The following is a 14,888-nucleotide window of genomic DNA, read 5'->3' on the forward strand; positions in this document are numbered from 1 at the left end:
TTGTTAATCCTGTTGTTTCGCGTTGGTCGGCAGCCAGAGGGTAAAGGTTGCGCCTTTGCCCTCAACGCTTGCCACATGAATGGTACCACCGTGCTGTTCAATTATGTTCTGCACTACCGCCAGCCCAAGGCCGGTTCCATCCGCTTTAGTCGTGAAGTAAGGCGTAAAAATGGCCTCCAGCTGTTCCGCTGCAATCCCTTTCCCGCTATCAATAACCACGATTTTAACGCGATCGCCGCTGCTTTCACTCGCTTCAACCGTAATCGTGCCCTGACGACCAATCGCATGAATGGCGTTCAGATACAGATTCAACAGAACCTGAGTCAGTCGGTCGGGATCGGCCTGAATAGCGGGCAGCGTGGAACTGGCCGAAAAACGTAGCTGGATTTCCCGACTTGCCGCATCCTGACTCACCAGGTTTAATGAGTGGGTGATGACCTCATTGAGATCCACCTGTTGCAGCGTCAGATGCGCAGGTTTCACCAGCTCCAGCAGCTCGCTCACCACCCGATTTAAACGGTCCGCCTCTTTCGCCATCACCTGCGCCAGCTCATGCGACTCACCACCAGCCGGAGTTCGTTCGGCAAAATACTTCGCTAAACCTTTGATCGATGAAAGCGGGTTTCGAATCTCATGCGCGACCCCGGCCGCCAGATGCCCGAGCGCCATCAGTTTTTCTTTACGCTTCATCGCATCCTGCAGTTCTTTGTACGAGCGCTGATAGCGCTGATACCAGAAGAACGTCAGCACAGTGGCCAGCAGCACGGCCGCCAGCGCAGACAGGACGATCAGGGTGTTACGCCACTCTCTTGCCTGAGTCGCAGCCAGATCGCTGGCATCAAAAGCGATAAATATGGTTTGTGCGGGGGGGATAAGCTGTCCGTCATTGCTGGCACAGCGCGCCATACCATGACGTCCTGGACCATACATCGGCTGAAACTGACGATAAATTTCCAGGACCGGTGTTTTTTCACCGTCCCCCGTAGGCATGTCAATATTCCGCCAGCTTTCTTGTTCCCCGGGGCTTAGTTGTCGCAGGACATCCGGTGAATAGAGCGTTTTACCGACCATCGCGGAATTGCTGTGAGTAATAATGACGCCATGATCGTCAACGACGGCAAACCATAGCACGCCTGGTTGTACGGCCATTTCCTCCAGCAGCGTCTGCTGTTGAGCATGATGCATGCGCATCCCCATACCTACGCGCGTACCAGACTCCAGAGCGCGGATGAGCACGCTGCCTTTTTCCAGTAGCGTTTGCCGCGCGGCGCCGCTTTCCCGCCCATAGTCCCGAATGGTCATAATCGAAAACCAACCGACCAAAATCAGGATTGCCGCCAGCAAGAGTCGGCTCAACCACTTGGCCGCCGTGTCCTTATAAAGACGCATACGCTCTCCCTTTATCCCACCTGTTCCTTTCATCGTTGCAGGTATACAGCAGAAATCATGCCATTTTTTCTCCGTGATAACCCTGCCCTCAGACACAAACCGCTGAAAGTAGCGGGTAAAAATGACCCGCCGGCGCGTTCTGGCGAGTCATTTTTACTCGCCGCCCTGTAAAGACCACGAGTACAACGCCCGCGGGACCGGGATTGCCGCTTTGGCACGGAAGATGCAATAGGAAATGTAATCTAACCAACAGGAGAACGACCCATGAAACGGAACAACAAACTGGCGCTGATTGCACTCTCTCTTATCGCGTTGGGCTCTACCCCGGCGCTGGCGCAGAATCACTGGGGATATGGTGATGGAATGCAGCAACGAGGCGGTACGCCAATGACCACTGAGCAGCAGGCTACCGCGCAGAAAATCTATGATGATTACTACTCGCAGACCAGCGCTTTACGCCAACAGCTGACCTCTAAACGTTATGAGTACAACGCGTTGCTAACAGCCAGCTCGCCAGACACAGCAAAAATTAATGCCGTGGCAAAGGAGATGGAGGCGTTGAATCAGTCACTGGATGAGCAGCGCGTTAAACGCGATGTCGCAATGGCCCAGGCAGGCGTACCTCGCGGAGCGGGAATGGGCTACGGCGGGTGCGGCGGTGGCGGCAACCATCGCGGCGGCCATATGGGAATGGGCCACTGGTAAACGGTTTTTGCCGGATGGCGGCCTCACCTTATCTGGCCCGATGTCCTGGCATCAGGTTTTCAGAAGGTTTTGGCAGTAGGCTGCCAGTGACAAAAATCTTCATTAGCGACCAGCAGTAGCTGCGACCCTTCGGGCGCTTCCAGCCATGCCACACTCACTTCTACAGATGAATGGCTCTGGCGGCGCTCAATGTGGTTTATCGCCCACGATTCCAGATCGGGCTTCAGTGTTTCACCTTCACAGGTCGTGACTGTGTTATTCGCATGCCAGCGTCCCTGACGCAATATCACCCGTCCCTGACGCAACGCATCGCTGGTCTGGCGGATTTGATCGGCACGATAGCGGTAAAGCGCAATTTGATCGCTGGAAAGCTGCTGCTTTTGCCCATCGACTTCACGCTGCATGAAACTCAGTTCGCCCCGGTCATCGAAGCGTATACGGACATGTTCCGGTGGTTTACTGTAAGTGTTGAGTTCTATCAGCGAGAGCGAATCACCCTGCCAGCGGTATTCACTGGTGGTGGTATCGCCTTTACGCCACGGACTAAATACCGAGAGCAAGTGAACATCGTCGCTGGAATCTTTACGCCAAATGCGTACCGCCCCCTGATCGCCAACATAGCCGCTGGCCGTGAACGGAGGAAGCTCAGAGTGGCGACTACAGGCAGACAGTAACAGCACACCTGAAAGCCAAAGCGAATGACGCCAGATAGACAAAAGGGGCGAAACCGCCCCTTCGATAAAACTGTTCACTGCCACGCGAATTACTTAACCGCGTCTTTCAGTGCTTTACCAGAAACAAATGCCGGTACGTTAGCTGCGGCAATTTTGATTTCTTTACCGGTCTGCGGGTTGCGGCCAGTGCGCTCAGCACGGTGGTTCACTTTGAAGGTACCGAAACCAACCAGTTGTACAGCATCGCCTTCTTTCAGAGACTCAGTAATAGCAGCCAGAGTGGATTCCAGAGCAGCTTTAGCCTGTGTTTTAGACAGTTCTGCTTTGTCTGCAATTACATCAATCAGTTGAGTCTTGTTCATAAGTTATCCTTACAATGTGTTTATCGCTTGCTAAGCATCGAGTGCGACGGAAATGCCAGAAAAGCACTCTCCTGCATACACGCACCGATAGCCACTTTTTTTCGCCCCCCAAATGTAGACCAGACCGGGGGCGGATGGGAAGCCTTCAGGCACGACAAATCAGGCGTTAAATCACGTTTTATGGTGTCATTGCTGAAAATTTATACCAATATTGCTCTCGCCAGCCTCGCGCAGGTCTGCACGAAGCCCTTTTATCAGCTCAATATCGCGTTCTTCACAGTCGGCTAAAAGTCGGAAAATTTCCCACTGAATATCCCATTCTTGCTCAACGGCCGGGTTCTCTTTGAGCTCTTCATCGGTCATTTCGCGACCAGCCTGGGTCATTTCCAGCATCGCAACCGTCGTAATCGAAGCCTTACTAACCTCAATTGCATGTTCCAGCGTTTCACCGCTAAGACGCGAATGCATCAGTTCGCTTAATGCCACACAGGCATCAATCGCCGGATAAACGCCGTACAAATCGTAATCGTCTGCTGAAGGAATAGCCTCTTCAAATTTTTCCAACTGGCTATCGAAATTGATTTTCGCGTCTTTAACCGTCAGCGCTTCCCAAATCAAATCCAGAATTCGGCGGTAAATTTGTCCATCGCCAAATTCGGTTTGCTTACAGAACATGGCGTAGTTGGGGTACATGCGTTCGCACAGACAGGCCATAAACGTGACGTGCTGCCAGCTTTCCAGCTTCTCCAGACGCAGGTGAATCGGATTTTGTAACATGATGAGTTCTCAAATACGGAAATTAGCGGCAGTTTACCCGATATGGGGCGTTTTTGCTGCAAGCCGCGTAAAAGCAGGGCGTTCGGATGCCACCGCATCTGCCCAGCGTGTTGGTTCCGGCAGACGATAGCCGTTCATACAGCGTTGTACCCACGCTAACGCGCTGTCCTGGCTCACGCGATGACCCGTAGAGATAAACAGCGGGTTACAGCGTGCTTTGCTGCGCCAAACCCATGCCAGCTGTTCGCCTTTATCCAACAACGGCGCTAACGCTCCAGGTTCGGCGGCGAGCGGCTCAAACTTGCCGCACAACCGTTTTTTCGCCACGCCAATCGTCGGGACATCCACCAGCAGGCCAAAATGGCTGGCCACGCCCAGACGGCGAGGGTGAGAGATCCCGTGACCGTCAACGAACAGCAGATCAGGCTTGTGCGAAAGCTGCTGCCAGGCGGCCATCAGCGCGGGTGTTTCGCGAAAGGAGAGAAAGCCAGGAATGTAGGGCATGGTGGTGGCGATTCGCGCCACCGTGTATTCAACCAGTTCCAGCGTGGGGTACTTCAGTAAGACCATCGCGGCTCGCGTCACTTCGCCCCCTTGCTCGAACCCAACGTCCGCCCCGCCAATCAGATCCGGCGGATCGTTCCTCAGGCGATCCTCGCGGATCACTGAAGAGGCCAGTTCAAGCTGCTGCGCGCGTAATGACGCAAGATCCATAATTACTCCTTAGCGGTGGTACTGTTCAGACAACCGATGTACCGCCTCCACAAAGACACCCGCATGCTCTGGCGGGACATCCTGATGAATGCCGTGGCCCAGGTTAAAAACATGGCCTTCACCCTGACCAAAACCGGCCAGAATCGTCGCCACCTCTTCTTCGATGCGGGCTGGCGGCGCATACAGCATGGACGGATCCATATTGCCCTGCAGTGCCACTTTATGACCTACACGACGACGCGCATCGGCAATGTCAGTGGTCCAGTCCAAACCTAACGCATCACAGCCGGTTTCCGCCATCGCTTCCAGCCACTGACCACCGCCTTTAGTGAACAGCGTCACCGGTACGCGACGACCTTCGTTCTCGCGCATCAGACCGTCGACGATTTTGTGCATGTAATACAGGGAGAACTGCTGATAGTCGCGACCGGTCAGCACACCGCCCCAGGTGTCGAAAATCATTACCGACTGCGCGCCCGCTTTGATCTGCGCGTTCAGGTACAGAGTGACGCTCTTCGCCAGCTTATCAAGCAGCAGATGCAGCGCCTTTGGATCGGCGTACATCATCTTTTTAATCACGGTAAAGGCCTTACTACTGCCGCCTTCGACCATATAGGTCGCCAGTGTCCACGGGCTACCGGAGAAGCCGATCAGCGGCACTTCGCCTTTCAGTTCACGGCGGATAGTGCGCACCGCATTCATCACATACCCCAGCTCATCTTCCGGGTCCGGGATCGGCAGTTTGTCGACGTCAGCCTTGCTGGCGATCGGTGAGGTAAAGCGTGGGCCCTCTCCGGCTTCAAAATACAGCCCAAGTCCCATCGCATCGGGAATCGTCAGGATATCCGAAAAGAGGATCGCCGCATCAAGCTTATAGCGACGCAGCGGCTGCAGCGTAACTTCGCAGGCCAGCTCGGCATTTTTGCACAGCGCCATAAAATCGCCCGCTTCGGCACGCGTGGCTTTATATTCCGGTAGATAGCGGCCCGCCTGGCGCATCATCCATACCGGAGTGACATCAACGGGCTGGCGCAGCAGCGCACGCAGATAACGATCGTTCTTCAGTTCGGTCATTTTTCCATTCCTTGAGCTATTTCACGCCAGTGTAACATGTGTGTCACTCATACTCTGCCCGACAGAGGGCGACAGTATCTTCAATCAATCGACGCGCGACGGTGCCCGGCGGGGGCAGGAGCGGTAAATCGTCGTAGCGATACCAGTTCGCTTCCAGCAGTTCTTTCGGGTCAATAACAATTTCGCCGCTATCATACTCTGCCATAAATGCGGTCATCAAAGACTGTGGGAACGGCCACGGCTGAGAAGTGACGTAGCGCAGGTTTTTCACCTTAATGCCGCTCTCTTCCATGACTTCGCGTGCCACCGCCTGCTCGAGGGTCTCGCCCACTTCGACAAAACCCGCCAGCACGGTATGCACGCCGTTACGATGGCGAACATGTTGAGCAAGCAGAATAGCGTCGTCACGGCGAATAGCGACGATAATGCAGGGGGCAATTTGCGGGTAGTAGCGTTCTCGACAGTGGCTACACAGCATCGCCCATTCCGTTTTACTCGGGTGCATGGGATGACCGCAGTAACCGCAGAATTTATGTGAGCGGTAGAACTCGGCCAGTTGTACGCCGCGTCCGGCCAGTTGAAACAGGCCAACATCCTGGTCAATGACCTGGCGCACAGACCCCATATCGTGCCGACGCTGCTGCTGCACCAGCCAGACCGTCTCCCCTTCCCATTCGCCTATAGGAAGTGCACGCTGCCCGGTCAGATCAAAACTTGCTGCGTCGCCGTAAGGCAGTTCGCCATGAGGCAACCATAACTTTTGCTCATGACTGACAATCCACCAGCCGCTATCTAATTTTTCAATTATACGATCCATATCTCTTGCGCAACCTTTGCTTCACAGGCATGTTGTTTACATTATTTTTACATTTACGGGTGAGCCGTTCCTAAACACCATCTTGCGGAGTCAATCATGCTAAACCAGCTGGAAAGCCTGACGGAGCACGTCGGAGGAAGTAACAAACTGGTTGATCGCTGGCTACATGTACGTAAGCACCTGCTCGTGGCTTACTACAATCTGGTTGGCATTAAGCCTGGCAAAGAATCGTACATGCGGCTCAATGAAAAGGCGCTGGATGATTTTTGCCAGAGCCTGGTCGATTACCTTTCCACCGGACACTTCAGTATTTATGAACGTATTCTCCATAAATTGGAAGGGAACGGGCAGCTTTTAAAAGCCACAAAAATTTGGCCGCTCCTGGAAGCCAATATGCAACTGATCATGGACTACTATGATTCCAGTCTGGAGACCGCCATTGATCACGATAACTTCCTTGAATTTCAACAGGCCTTATCGGATATCGGCGAGGCGCTGGAAGCCCGGTTCGTGCTGGAAGATAAGCTGATCATGCTGGTTTTTGATGCGATGCACGAGAGTGGCATGATCAAACGTCCTGCTTGAGATTTGCGACATTAACGCGTAATTTACATTCATTACCTCTTTTTGAGGTTACTTCTTGTCGGAGTGCTTATTTTCCACAGCAGCATGAGTGGAAAAGGCTGAGACCGTTAATTCGGGATCCGCGGAACCTGATCAGGTTAAAACCTGCGAAGGGAACAAGAGTCAATCTACAACCGTATCGCCCTTTGGCGTTCGTCTCTCTTGCTTCATCCGTCGTCTGACAAGCCATATCCTTACTTTTATTTGGAATGAGCTATGTCTGCCACTACTAAACCATCACGCCGCGAACAGCGCGCCCAAGCCCAACACTTTATCGACACGCTGGAAGGTACCGCCTTTCCTAACTCAAAACGTATCTACATCACCGGTTCGCAGGCGGATATTCGCATCCCGATGCGCGAAATCCAGCTAAGTCCTACGCTGATTGGTGGTACGAAAGACAACCCGCAGTTTGAAGAGAACGAAGCCGTGCCGGTGTACGACACCTCCGGGCCGTACGGCGATCCTGATGTGGCGATTAACGTTCAGCAGGGTCTGGCGAAACTGCGCCAGCCGTGGATTGCGGCGCGTAATGATAGCGAAGAATTAGACGACCGTAGCTCCGCTTATACCAAAGAACGTCTGGCCGACGATGGCCTGGACGAGCTGCGTTTCAGCGGCCTGCTGACGCCAAAACGCGCCAAAGCCGGCAAGCGCGTTACCCAGTTGCACTATGCCCGTCAGGGGATGGTTACCCCGGAGATGGAATTTATCGCCATCCGTGAAAACATGGGCCGCGAGCGCATTCGTAGTGAAGTGCTGCGCCATCAGCATCCAGGGATGAACTTTGGCGCTCGCCTGCCGGAAAACATCACCCCGGAATTCGTCCGTGATGAAGTCGCTGCGGGCCGCGCGATTATTCCTGCCAACATCAACCACCCGGAATCCGAGCCGATGATCATCGGTCGCAACTTCCTGGTGAAGGTGAACGCCAACATCGGTAACTCGGCGGTGACCTCCTCCATTGAAGAAGAGGTGGAGAAGCTGGTGTGGTCGACCCGCTGGGGCGCAGATACGGTGATGGACCTCTCCACCGGCCGCTATATTCACGAAACCCGCGAGTGGATCCTGCGTAACAGCCCGGTGCCGATCGGTACCGTACCGATCTACCAGGCGCTGGAGAAGGTTAACGGGATCGCTGAAGCTCTCACCTGGGAAGCCTTCCGCGACACGCTGCTCGAACAAGCCGAACAGGGCGTCGACTACTTCACCATTCACGCGGGCGTACTGCTGCGCTACGTGCCGATGACCGCCAAACGCCTGACAGGTATTGTCTCGCGCGGCGGTTCGATCATGGCGAAATGGTGTCTCTCTCATCACAAAGAGAACTTCCTGTTTGAACATTTCCGCGAGATTTGCGAAATCTGTGCCGCCTATGACGTTTCGCTCTCTCTCGGCGACGGCCTGCGTCCAGGCTCGATTCAGGATGCCAACGACGAGGCGCAGTTCTCCGAGCTGCATACGCTGGGCGAACTGACCAAAATCGCCTGGGAATACGACGTGCAGGTGATGATTGAAGGCCCGGGTCATGTGCCGATGCATATGATCCAGCGCAATATGACCGAAGAGCTGGAGCACTGCCATGAAGCGCCGTTCTACACCTTAGGGCCGTTGACGACAGATATCGCGCCGGGCTATGACCACTTCACCTCCGGCATTGGTGCGGCGATGATCGGCTGGTTTGGCTGTGCGATGCTGTGCTACGTCACGCCAAAAGAGCACCTTGGCCTGCCGAACAAAGAAGACGTGAAGCAAGGGCTGATTACCTACAAGATTGCCGCCCACGCCGCTGATTTAGCCAAAGGCCATCCGGGTGCGCAGATCCGCGATAACGCCATGTCGAAAGCGCGCTTCGAATTCCGCTGGGAAGACCAGTTTAACCTCGCACTCGACCCATTCACCGCCCGCGCCTATCACGATGAAACCCTGCCCCAGGAGTCCGGCAAGGTTGCCCACTTCTGCTCCATGTGCGGGCCGAAGTTCTGCTCGATGAAAATCAGCCAGGAGGTCCGCGACTACGCCGCCGCACAAACCATTGAAATCGGAATGGCGGATATGTCGGAGAACTTCCGCGCCAAAGGCGGCGAAATCTACCTCAAAAAAGAGGAGGCGTGATGTACCAGCCTGATTTCCCGACCGTGCCGTTCCGCCTCGGGCTTTACCCGGTGGTAGACAGCGTTGAATGGATTGAACGCTTGCTGCAGGCAGGTGTGCGCACGATCCAACTGCGCATTAAAGATAAACGTGATGAAGAGGTCGAAGCCGACGTCATTGCCGCCATAGAGTTGGGGCGTCGCTATGACGCTCGCCTGTTTATCAACGATTACTGGAGTCTGGCAATTAAGCACAACGCGTACGGCGTGCATTTGGGCCAGGAAGACCTCGAAACCACCGACCTGAAGGCGATTCAGGCGGCGGGGCTACGCCTGGGTGTTTCCACTCACGATGATATGGAGATAGACGTAGCGCTGGCTGCTAAGCCTTCTTATATCGCGCTGGGTCATGTCTTCCCGACGCAAACCAAGCAGATGCCGTCGGCCCCGCAGGGTCTCACGCAGCTGGCAAGCCATAGTAAACGACTGGCGGATTACCCCACTGTCGCTATCGGCGGCATCAGCCTTGAGCGCGCCCCAGCGGTGCTGGCGACCGGCGTTGGCAGTATTGCCGTGGTCAGCGCCATAACCCACGCCGCAGACTGGCAGGCAGCCACGGCGCAGCTACTGGACATTGCGGGAGCCGGCGATGAATGACCGCGATTTTATGCGCTACAGCCGCCAGATCCTGCTCGCCGACATTGCCATTGAGGGCCAACAAAAGCTGCTCGATAGCCATGTGCTGATCGTCGGTTTAGGTGGGCTCGGCTCGCCTGCGGCACTGTATCTGGCGGGAGCGGGCGTCGGCACGCTGACGTTGGCGGACGATGATGACGTTCATCTGAGCAACCTGCAACGGCAAATATTGTTCACCACCGATGATATCGCCCGCCCGAAAGCACAGGCGGCAAAGCGACATCTGGCATGCCTTAATCCGGACAGCGAGCTGGTCGTCCTTGAGCAGCGGCTGACCGGTGAGGCGCTCCGGCATGCGGTAGCGCGTGCCGACGTGGTGCTCGACTGTACCGACAACATGGCGACGCGCCAGGAAATTAACGCCGCCTGCGTGATGCTCAACACTCCGCTCATCACCGCCAGCGCTGTGGGCTTTGGCGGCCAGCTAATGGTACTGACGCCACCGTGGGAACAAGGCTGTTACCGTTGCCTGTGGCCGGATGATGTAGAGCCGGAACGCAACTGCCGCACCGCCGGCATCGTCGGCCCGGTTGTGGGCGTGATGGGCACCTTGCAGGCGCTGGAGGCGATTAAATTACTCAGCAGCATTGAAACTCCCAATGGAGAGCTACGCCTGTTCGACGGTAAAACCAGCCAGTGGCGCAGCCTCGCGCTGCGTCGTGCCAGCGGCTGCCCGGTCTGCGGAGGACAACATGCAGATTCAGTTCAATGATGAGCCGATGCAGTGCGCCGAGGGACAAACCGTCAGCGGGCTGCTCACTGCGCTAAATCAACTTAAACCGGGAGCGGCGCTGGCGCTCAATCAGCAGATCCTGCCGCGCGAGCAGTGGGAGCAGCAAATCGTGCAGGAAGGCGACCAGATCCTGCTTTTTCAGGTTATTGCAGGGGGTTGATATGTTACGTATTGCCGACAAAACGTTTGATTCACATCTGTTCACCGGCACCGGAAAATTTGCTTCGTCGCAGCTGATGGTCGAGGCGATTCGCGCCTCCGGCAGCCAACTGGTGACGCTGGCGATGAAGCGCGTGGATTTGCGCCAGCACAACGATGCCATTCTGGCCCCACTTATCGAGGCGGGGGTGACGCTACTGCCTAACACCTCTGGGGCGAAAACCGCGGAAGAGGCTATTTTCGCCGCCCAGCTGGCGCGTGAAGCGCTGGGCACAAACTGGCTAAAATTAGAAATCCACCCGGACGCCCGTTGGCTATTGCCGGATCCGATTGAAACGTTAAAAGCCGCGGAAGCATTGGTGAAACTGGGCTTTGTGGTGCTGCCCTACTGCGGCGCGGATCCGGTGCTGTGTAAGCGGCTGGAAGAGGTCGGCTGCGCGGCGGTAATGCCGCTCGGCGCGCCCATCGGTTCTAATCAGGGACTGGAAACGAAAGCGATGCTGGAGATTATTATCCAACAGGCAACCGTACCGGTGGTGGTTGATGCGGGTATTGGCGTCCCCAGCCACGCCACACAGGCGCTGGAAATGGGTGCCGACGCAGTGCTGGTCAACACGGCAATCGCCGTGGCCGACTGCCCGGTCACGATGGCTACCGCCTTCCGTCTGGCGGTTGAAGCGGGCCTTCTGGCGCGCCAGGCGGTACCAGGAAGCAAAAGTTCGCAGGCAAGCGCCACCAGCCCGTTAACCGGATTCCTGGAGGCCTTCGTATGAAAACGTTCAGCGACCGCTGGCGCCAGCTTGACTGGGATGACATCCGCCTGCGTATCAACGGTAAAACCGCCGCTGACGTGGAGCACGCCCTCAACGCTTCACAGCTTAGTCGCGACGATCTGATGGCGTTGCTCTCCCCTGCCGCCGCCGACTTTCTGGAGCCGTTGGCACAGCGAGCGCAGCGCCTGACCCGGCAGCGCTTCGGCAACACGGTCAGCTTTTATGTTCCGCTGTATCTCTCGAATCTTTGCGCCAACGACTGCACCTACTGCGGCTTTTCCATGAGCAACCGTATCAAACGCAAAACGCTGGACGAAGATGAGATAAAACGAGAGTGTACCGCTATCCGTGAGCTGGGTTTTGAGCATCTGTTGTTGGTCACCGGTGAACATCAGGCAAAAGTCGGAATGGATTACTTTCGTCGCCATTTGCCTACCATTCGCCGCCAGTTTGCCTCGTTGCAGATGGAAGTTCAGCCGCTGTCAGAAGCTGAATATGCGGAGCTGAAGACGCTGGGACTGGATGGCGTGATGGTGTATCAGGAGAGCTATCATGAGGCGATTTACGCTCGCCACCATCTGAAGGGGAAAAAGCAGGATTTCTTCTGGCGACTGGAAACGCCGGACAGGCTGGGCCGCGCAGGGATCGACAAAATCGGTCTTGGCGCGTTGATTGGTTTGTCCGACAGCTGGCGGGTCGATTGCTATATGGTGGCTGAACATCTGCTGTGGATGCAGCAGCATTACTGGCAGAGCCGCTACTCCATCTCCTTCCCTCGCCTGCGCCCATGCACCGGTGGCGTTGAACCCGCATCGATCATGGACGAGCGACAGTTGGTCCAAACCATTTGCGCGTTTCGTTTACTGACGCCAGAAATTGAGCTGTCGCTCTCCACCCGCGAATCGCCATGGTTCCGTGATCATGTGATCCCGCTGGCGATCAACAACGTCAGCGCCTTCTCAAAAACACAGCCCGGCGGTTATGCCGATAACCATCCTGAACTGGAACAGTTCTCCCCACACGACGCCCGTCGCCCAGAAGCCGTTGCTGAAGCACTAATGGCGCAGGGGTTACAGCCCGTGTGGAAGGACTGGGACAGCTATCTGGGACGCGCTTCGCAGATGCCGTAAGTCCGGAGCAATCGCATAAAACGAAAAAACCCGCTTTCGCGGGTTTTTTCTTCACTGTCACTTAACTGCTCAGGCTCTGGCCTTCATCGCTATCGTAAGCATTAGTGAAATTATCGGCGATTACAGCGCGACAACGTTAACAGCAGACGGGCCTTTAGCGCCATTCTCCACAGAGAACTCCACTTTTTGACCTTCGTCTAATGTTTTAAAATCGTTACTCTGGATAGCAGAGAAATGCACAAACACGTCCTTGCTACCGTCCTGAGGAGTGATAAAGCCGAAGCCTTTCTCAGAGTTAAACCATTTTACTAAACCAGTCATTTTGTTAGACATAGATACTTCCTTTCATATTTTTGAGCCGCTTAAGCAGCGAAGATGGCCTGTTTTGCAGAAATTAACTTATGGGGCACTTAGGGAGGAGGCTCATGAAGAAGAGTATCTGAGGATAACGCTTGAACTGAGAACTGCTTTACTAAAACTGCTTTCATAAGGTCTGTGTATCAAACCGATGTCGCTATAGTAGACTTACTTCTAATCAATAAGCAAGCATTAATTTATTTAATAATCGATTAGCGCCGAAATGTTACACCATCGCGGTTAAGCATTTCAGGTAACAACTTGATCTAAAATGAACAAAAGCCCTGACCATTGCAGTCAGGGCTTTAAGTTACTACACACTTCAAATTTAACATTAATAAACTTAACGATTTAATACTGCTGATGGTACTACTTTAAAATGTACACGTTTACTACAGATAATATTGGATATTGATACTAACTAAAACCGTCCTCTATTTACCGTTAAACACATTCCACCCGCTTGATAATAGAACTCAAGGCTGGTGACTTAAACAAGTACACTTCCCCTCGCGACATATACTCTTTGATGCGTTGCCTTATTTCCCTTGCGATAACCAGAAAACAGAAACCGCAAACATTTACTATTAAATCATGGCGTTACATCGTCGCGTTTTACTAACTATTTGCGATTAGATATATCAACTACGTGGCCTGAAAGCATTGTCGAGGTGAATAAATAGCGTTTTCAGCATCGACTATCCCATACAAAAATACTTCGCGGCCTTTATCGCAACCCCCAATAAAGCTCTACTAACACTTACTACGTTAACAGCAAACTACAATTTCTCCGCTGTTAAGTATTAACATACGGGTTTAAAAAATGCTGTCAATACTGTTTTTTATAACATGTCTTTATTAACAGTGATTATATATTCCTGCATATGATAAATGGGTCAACAATCGCCAAATCAGGGCCAGATCGTAGGGTTGAGCCTCTTTTTGTAACCGGTTTCAGAAAAAGTGACTTTCTTTGTGATGCCTTGCACACAATCGTTGCAAAGCAGTTGTTGCTGCGGCTGGCTCGCGATAATTATCAACCCACACATGTTGATCGAGACTGCTTATGAAAAACATCGTTTTATGCTGTGCCGCCGGAATGTCCACCAGCATGCTGGTGCAAAAGATGAAAGATGCCGCCCAGAAAAAAGGAGTCGACGTCACTATCAAAGCGGTCCCGGTGGCTGAGTTTGAAGAGAATATCGCCACTGCGGATATCGTATTGCTCGGCCCACAGGTTAAGTATGAACAGGCCAAGCTGCAGGCGCTCGCCAACCCGCTAGGAAAAAAAGTCGCCGTTATCGATATGATGGATTACGGCATGATGAAAGGCGATGCGGTACTGGACAAAGCGCTGAAACTATTGGAGTGATGGCATGGAAGAGTTAGAAACGATCATCATGGAATTATTGGTAAACGCCGGAGCTGCGCGCAGTCAAGCCCTGACGGCGTTGCAACTGGCGCGTAAAGGTGATTTCGCCGGGGCAGAACACGCGATGATAGAATCACGCGAGTATGTTAAACAAGCGCATAAAATCCAAACCCAACTGATCGGAATTGACGAAGGTACCGGCAAACTACCGGTTAATCTCATCACCGTCCATTCGCAGGACCACCTGATGAATGCCATGGTGATTCAGGATCTGGCAGGCGATATGATTGAACTGTATCGACGCTTACCACCAGTAAACTGATCGGAAGGCGTAAGCCTGGCGTCATCATGCCGGATGGCAGCTGATGCCTTATCCGGCCAACATAATACATCTTAAATCCATCGACATAAAAAAACCCGCCGAAGCGGGTTTTTTATT

At 53.8% G+C, this 14,888-nt stretch carries 18 protein-coding genes and 1 riboswitch; of the genes, 10 read left to right on the forward strand and 8 right to left on the reverse strand.

The genetic code is table 11. The features are described from left to right. Positions 1-3: 3 nt before the first annotated feature. Positions 4-1,389, reverse strand: coding sequence for a two-component system sensor histidine kinase ZraS (gene zraS, locus HV302_RS23960; protein WP_075849254.1), 1,386 nt, complete (start codon positions 1,387-1,389; stop codon positions 4-6). 264 nt (positions 1,390-1,653) lie between these two features. On the opposite strand from zraS, the gene zraP reads away from it, so the two are divergent. After that, positions 1,654-2,094: a zinc resistance sensor/chaperone ZraP gene (gene zraP / locus HV302_RS23965; protein WP_101701278.1), complete on the forward strand. Its 441-nt coding sequence runs from the start codon at positions 1,654-1,656 to the stop codon at positions 2,092-2,094. A 59-nt stretch (positions 2,095-2,153) separates the two neighbouring features. On the opposite strand, the gene HV302_RS23970 is transcribed toward zraP, so the two are convergent. From HV302_RS23970 to nudC, 6 genes are all read right to left on the reverse strand, one after another. Next, positions 2,154-2,846, reverse strand: a complete 693-nt coding sequence (locus HV302_RS23970) for a DUF1481 domain-containing protein (RefSeq protein ID WP_047359007.1) — start codon at positions 2,844-2,846, stop codon at positions 2,154-2,156. Between the two features lie 11 nt (positions 2,847-2,857). Next, entirely contained in the window at positions 2,858-3,130 is a 273-nt protein-coding gene (hupA, locus tag HV302_RS23975; RefSeq protein WP_001044509.1) for a nucleoid-associated protein HU-alpha, read from the reverse strand. 186 nt (positions 3,131-3,316) lie between these two features. After that, entirely contained in the window at positions 3,317-3,907 is a 591-nt protein-coding gene (locus HV302_RS23980; protein WP_003842015.1) for a YjaG family protein, read from the reverse strand. Between the two features lie 33 nt (positions 3,908-3,940). Further along, positions 3,941-4,621: a deoxyribonuclease V gene (nfi, locus tag HV302_RS23985; protein ID WP_019078469.1), complete on the reverse strand. Its 681-nt coding sequence runs from the start codon at positions 4,619-4,621 to the stop codon at positions 3,941-3,943. Positions 4,622-4,630: 9 nt separating this feature from the next. Then, positions 4,631-5,695 carry a uroporphyrinogen decarboxylase gene (gene hemE, locus HV302_RS23990; RefSeq protein WP_046276272.1) on the reverse strand — a complete coding sequence of 355 codons (1,065 nt, stop codon included), beginning with the start codon at positions 5,693-5,695 and terminating at the stop codon, positions 4,631-4,633. A gap of 43 nt (positions 5,696-5,738) precedes the next feature. Further along, the gene (gene nudC, locus HV302_RS23995) at positions 5,739-6,512 is read right to left on the reverse strand and encodes an NAD(+) diphosphatase (RefSeq protein ID WP_016155312.1); all 774 of its coding nucleotides are present in this window, start codon (positions 6,510-6,512) and stop codon (positions 5,739-5,741) included. Between the two features lie 96 nt (positions 6,513-6,608). Between nudC and rsd the strand changes: the two genes are divergently transcribed. The 7 genes from rsd to thiH all read left to right on the forward strand — a co-directional run bounded on the left by rsd (position 6,609) and on the right by thiH (position 12,720). Further along, complete coding sequence (gene rsd / locus HV302_RS24000) at positions 6,609-7,097, forward strand: sigma D regulator (RefSeq protein WP_181626661.1); 489 nt, start codon at positions 6,609-6,611, stop codon at positions 7,095-7,097. 49 nt (positions 7,098-7,146) lie between these two features. Then, positions 7,147-7,269, forward strand: a riboswitch (TPP riboswitch). A gap of 83 nt (positions 7,270-7,352) precedes the next feature. Beyond that, positions 7,353-9,251, forward strand: coding sequence for a phosphomethylpyrimidine synthase ThiC (gene thiC, locus HV302_RS24005; RefSeq protein WP_181626662.1), 1,899 nt, complete (start codon positions 7,353-7,355; stop codon positions 9,249-9,251). Further along, positions 9,251-9,886, forward strand: a complete 636-nt coding sequence (gene thiE, locus HV302_RS24010) for a thiamine phosphate synthase (RefSeq protein WP_016157945.1) — start codon at positions 9,251-9,253, stop codon at positions 9,884-9,886. Before thiC ends, thiE begins: the two co-directional genes overlap by 1 nt. Further along, on the forward strand, positions 9,879-10,637 hold the full coding sequence (locus HV302_RS24015) for a HesA/MoeB/ThiF family protein (RefSeq protein ID WP_181626663.1): 759 nt from the start codon (positions 9,879-9,881) through the stop codon (positions 10,635-10,637). The genes thiE and HV302_RS24015 overlap by 8 nt, the downstream gene beginning before the upstream one ends. Further along, the gene (gene thiS, locus HV302_RS24020; protein ID WP_016155307.1) at positions 10,618-10,818 is read left to right on the forward strand and encodes a sulfur carrier protein ThiS; all 201 of its coding nucleotides are present in this window, start codon (positions 10,618-10,620) and stop codon (positions 10,816-10,818) included. The genes HV302_RS24015 and thiS overlap by 20 nt, the downstream gene beginning before the upstream one ends. Position 10,819: 1 nt before the next feature. Next, positions 10,820-11,590 (forward strand): thiazole synthase, encoded by a 771-nt coding sequence (gene thiG, locus HV302_RS24025; protein ID WP_169330446.1) that lies wholly within the window; start codon positions 10,820-10,822, stop codon positions 11,588-11,590. Further along, positions 11,587-12,720 (forward strand): 2-iminoacetate synthase ThiH, encoded by a 1,134-nt coding sequence (gene thiH / locus HV302_RS24030; protein WP_181626664.1) that lies wholly within the window; start codon positions 11,587-11,589, stop codon positions 12,718-12,720. The genes thiG and thiH overlap by 4 nt, the downstream gene beginning before the upstream one ends. Before the next feature lie 120 nt (positions 12,721-12,840). On the opposite strand, the gene cspE is transcribed toward thiH, so the two are convergent. Next, a complete protein-coding gene (gene cspE, locus HV302_RS24035) occupies positions 12,841-13,053 on the reverse strand; it encodes a transcription antiterminator/RNA stability regulator CspE (protein WP_016155304.1) in 213 nt (70 codons plus the stop codon). A 1,090-nt stretch (positions 13,054-14,143) separates the two neighbouring features. On the opposite strand from cspE, the gene HV302_RS24040 reads away from it, so the two are divergent. Both HV302_RS24040 and HV302_RS24045 read left to right on the forward strand, forming a co-directional pair. Then, positions 14,144-14,449, forward strand: coding sequence for a PTS sugar transporter subunit IIB (locus HV302_RS24040; RefSeq protein ID WP_075849244.1), 306 nt, complete (start codon positions 14,144-14,146; stop codon positions 14,447-14,449). A 4-nt stretch (positions 14,450-14,453) separates the two neighbouring features. Further along, entirely contained in the window at positions 14,454-14,771 is a 318-nt protein-coding gene (locus tag HV302_RS24045) for a PTS lactose/cellobiose transporter subunit IIA (protein WP_047415986.1), read from the forward strand. Positions 14,772-14,888: the final 117 nt, after the last annotated feature.

The organism is Citrobacter sp. RHBSTW-00859, assembly GCF_013729795.1.
Taxonomy (GTDB): domain Bacteria; phylum Pseudomonadota; class Gammaproteobacteria; order Enterobacterales; family Enterobacteriaceae; genus Citrobacter; species Citrobacter braakii.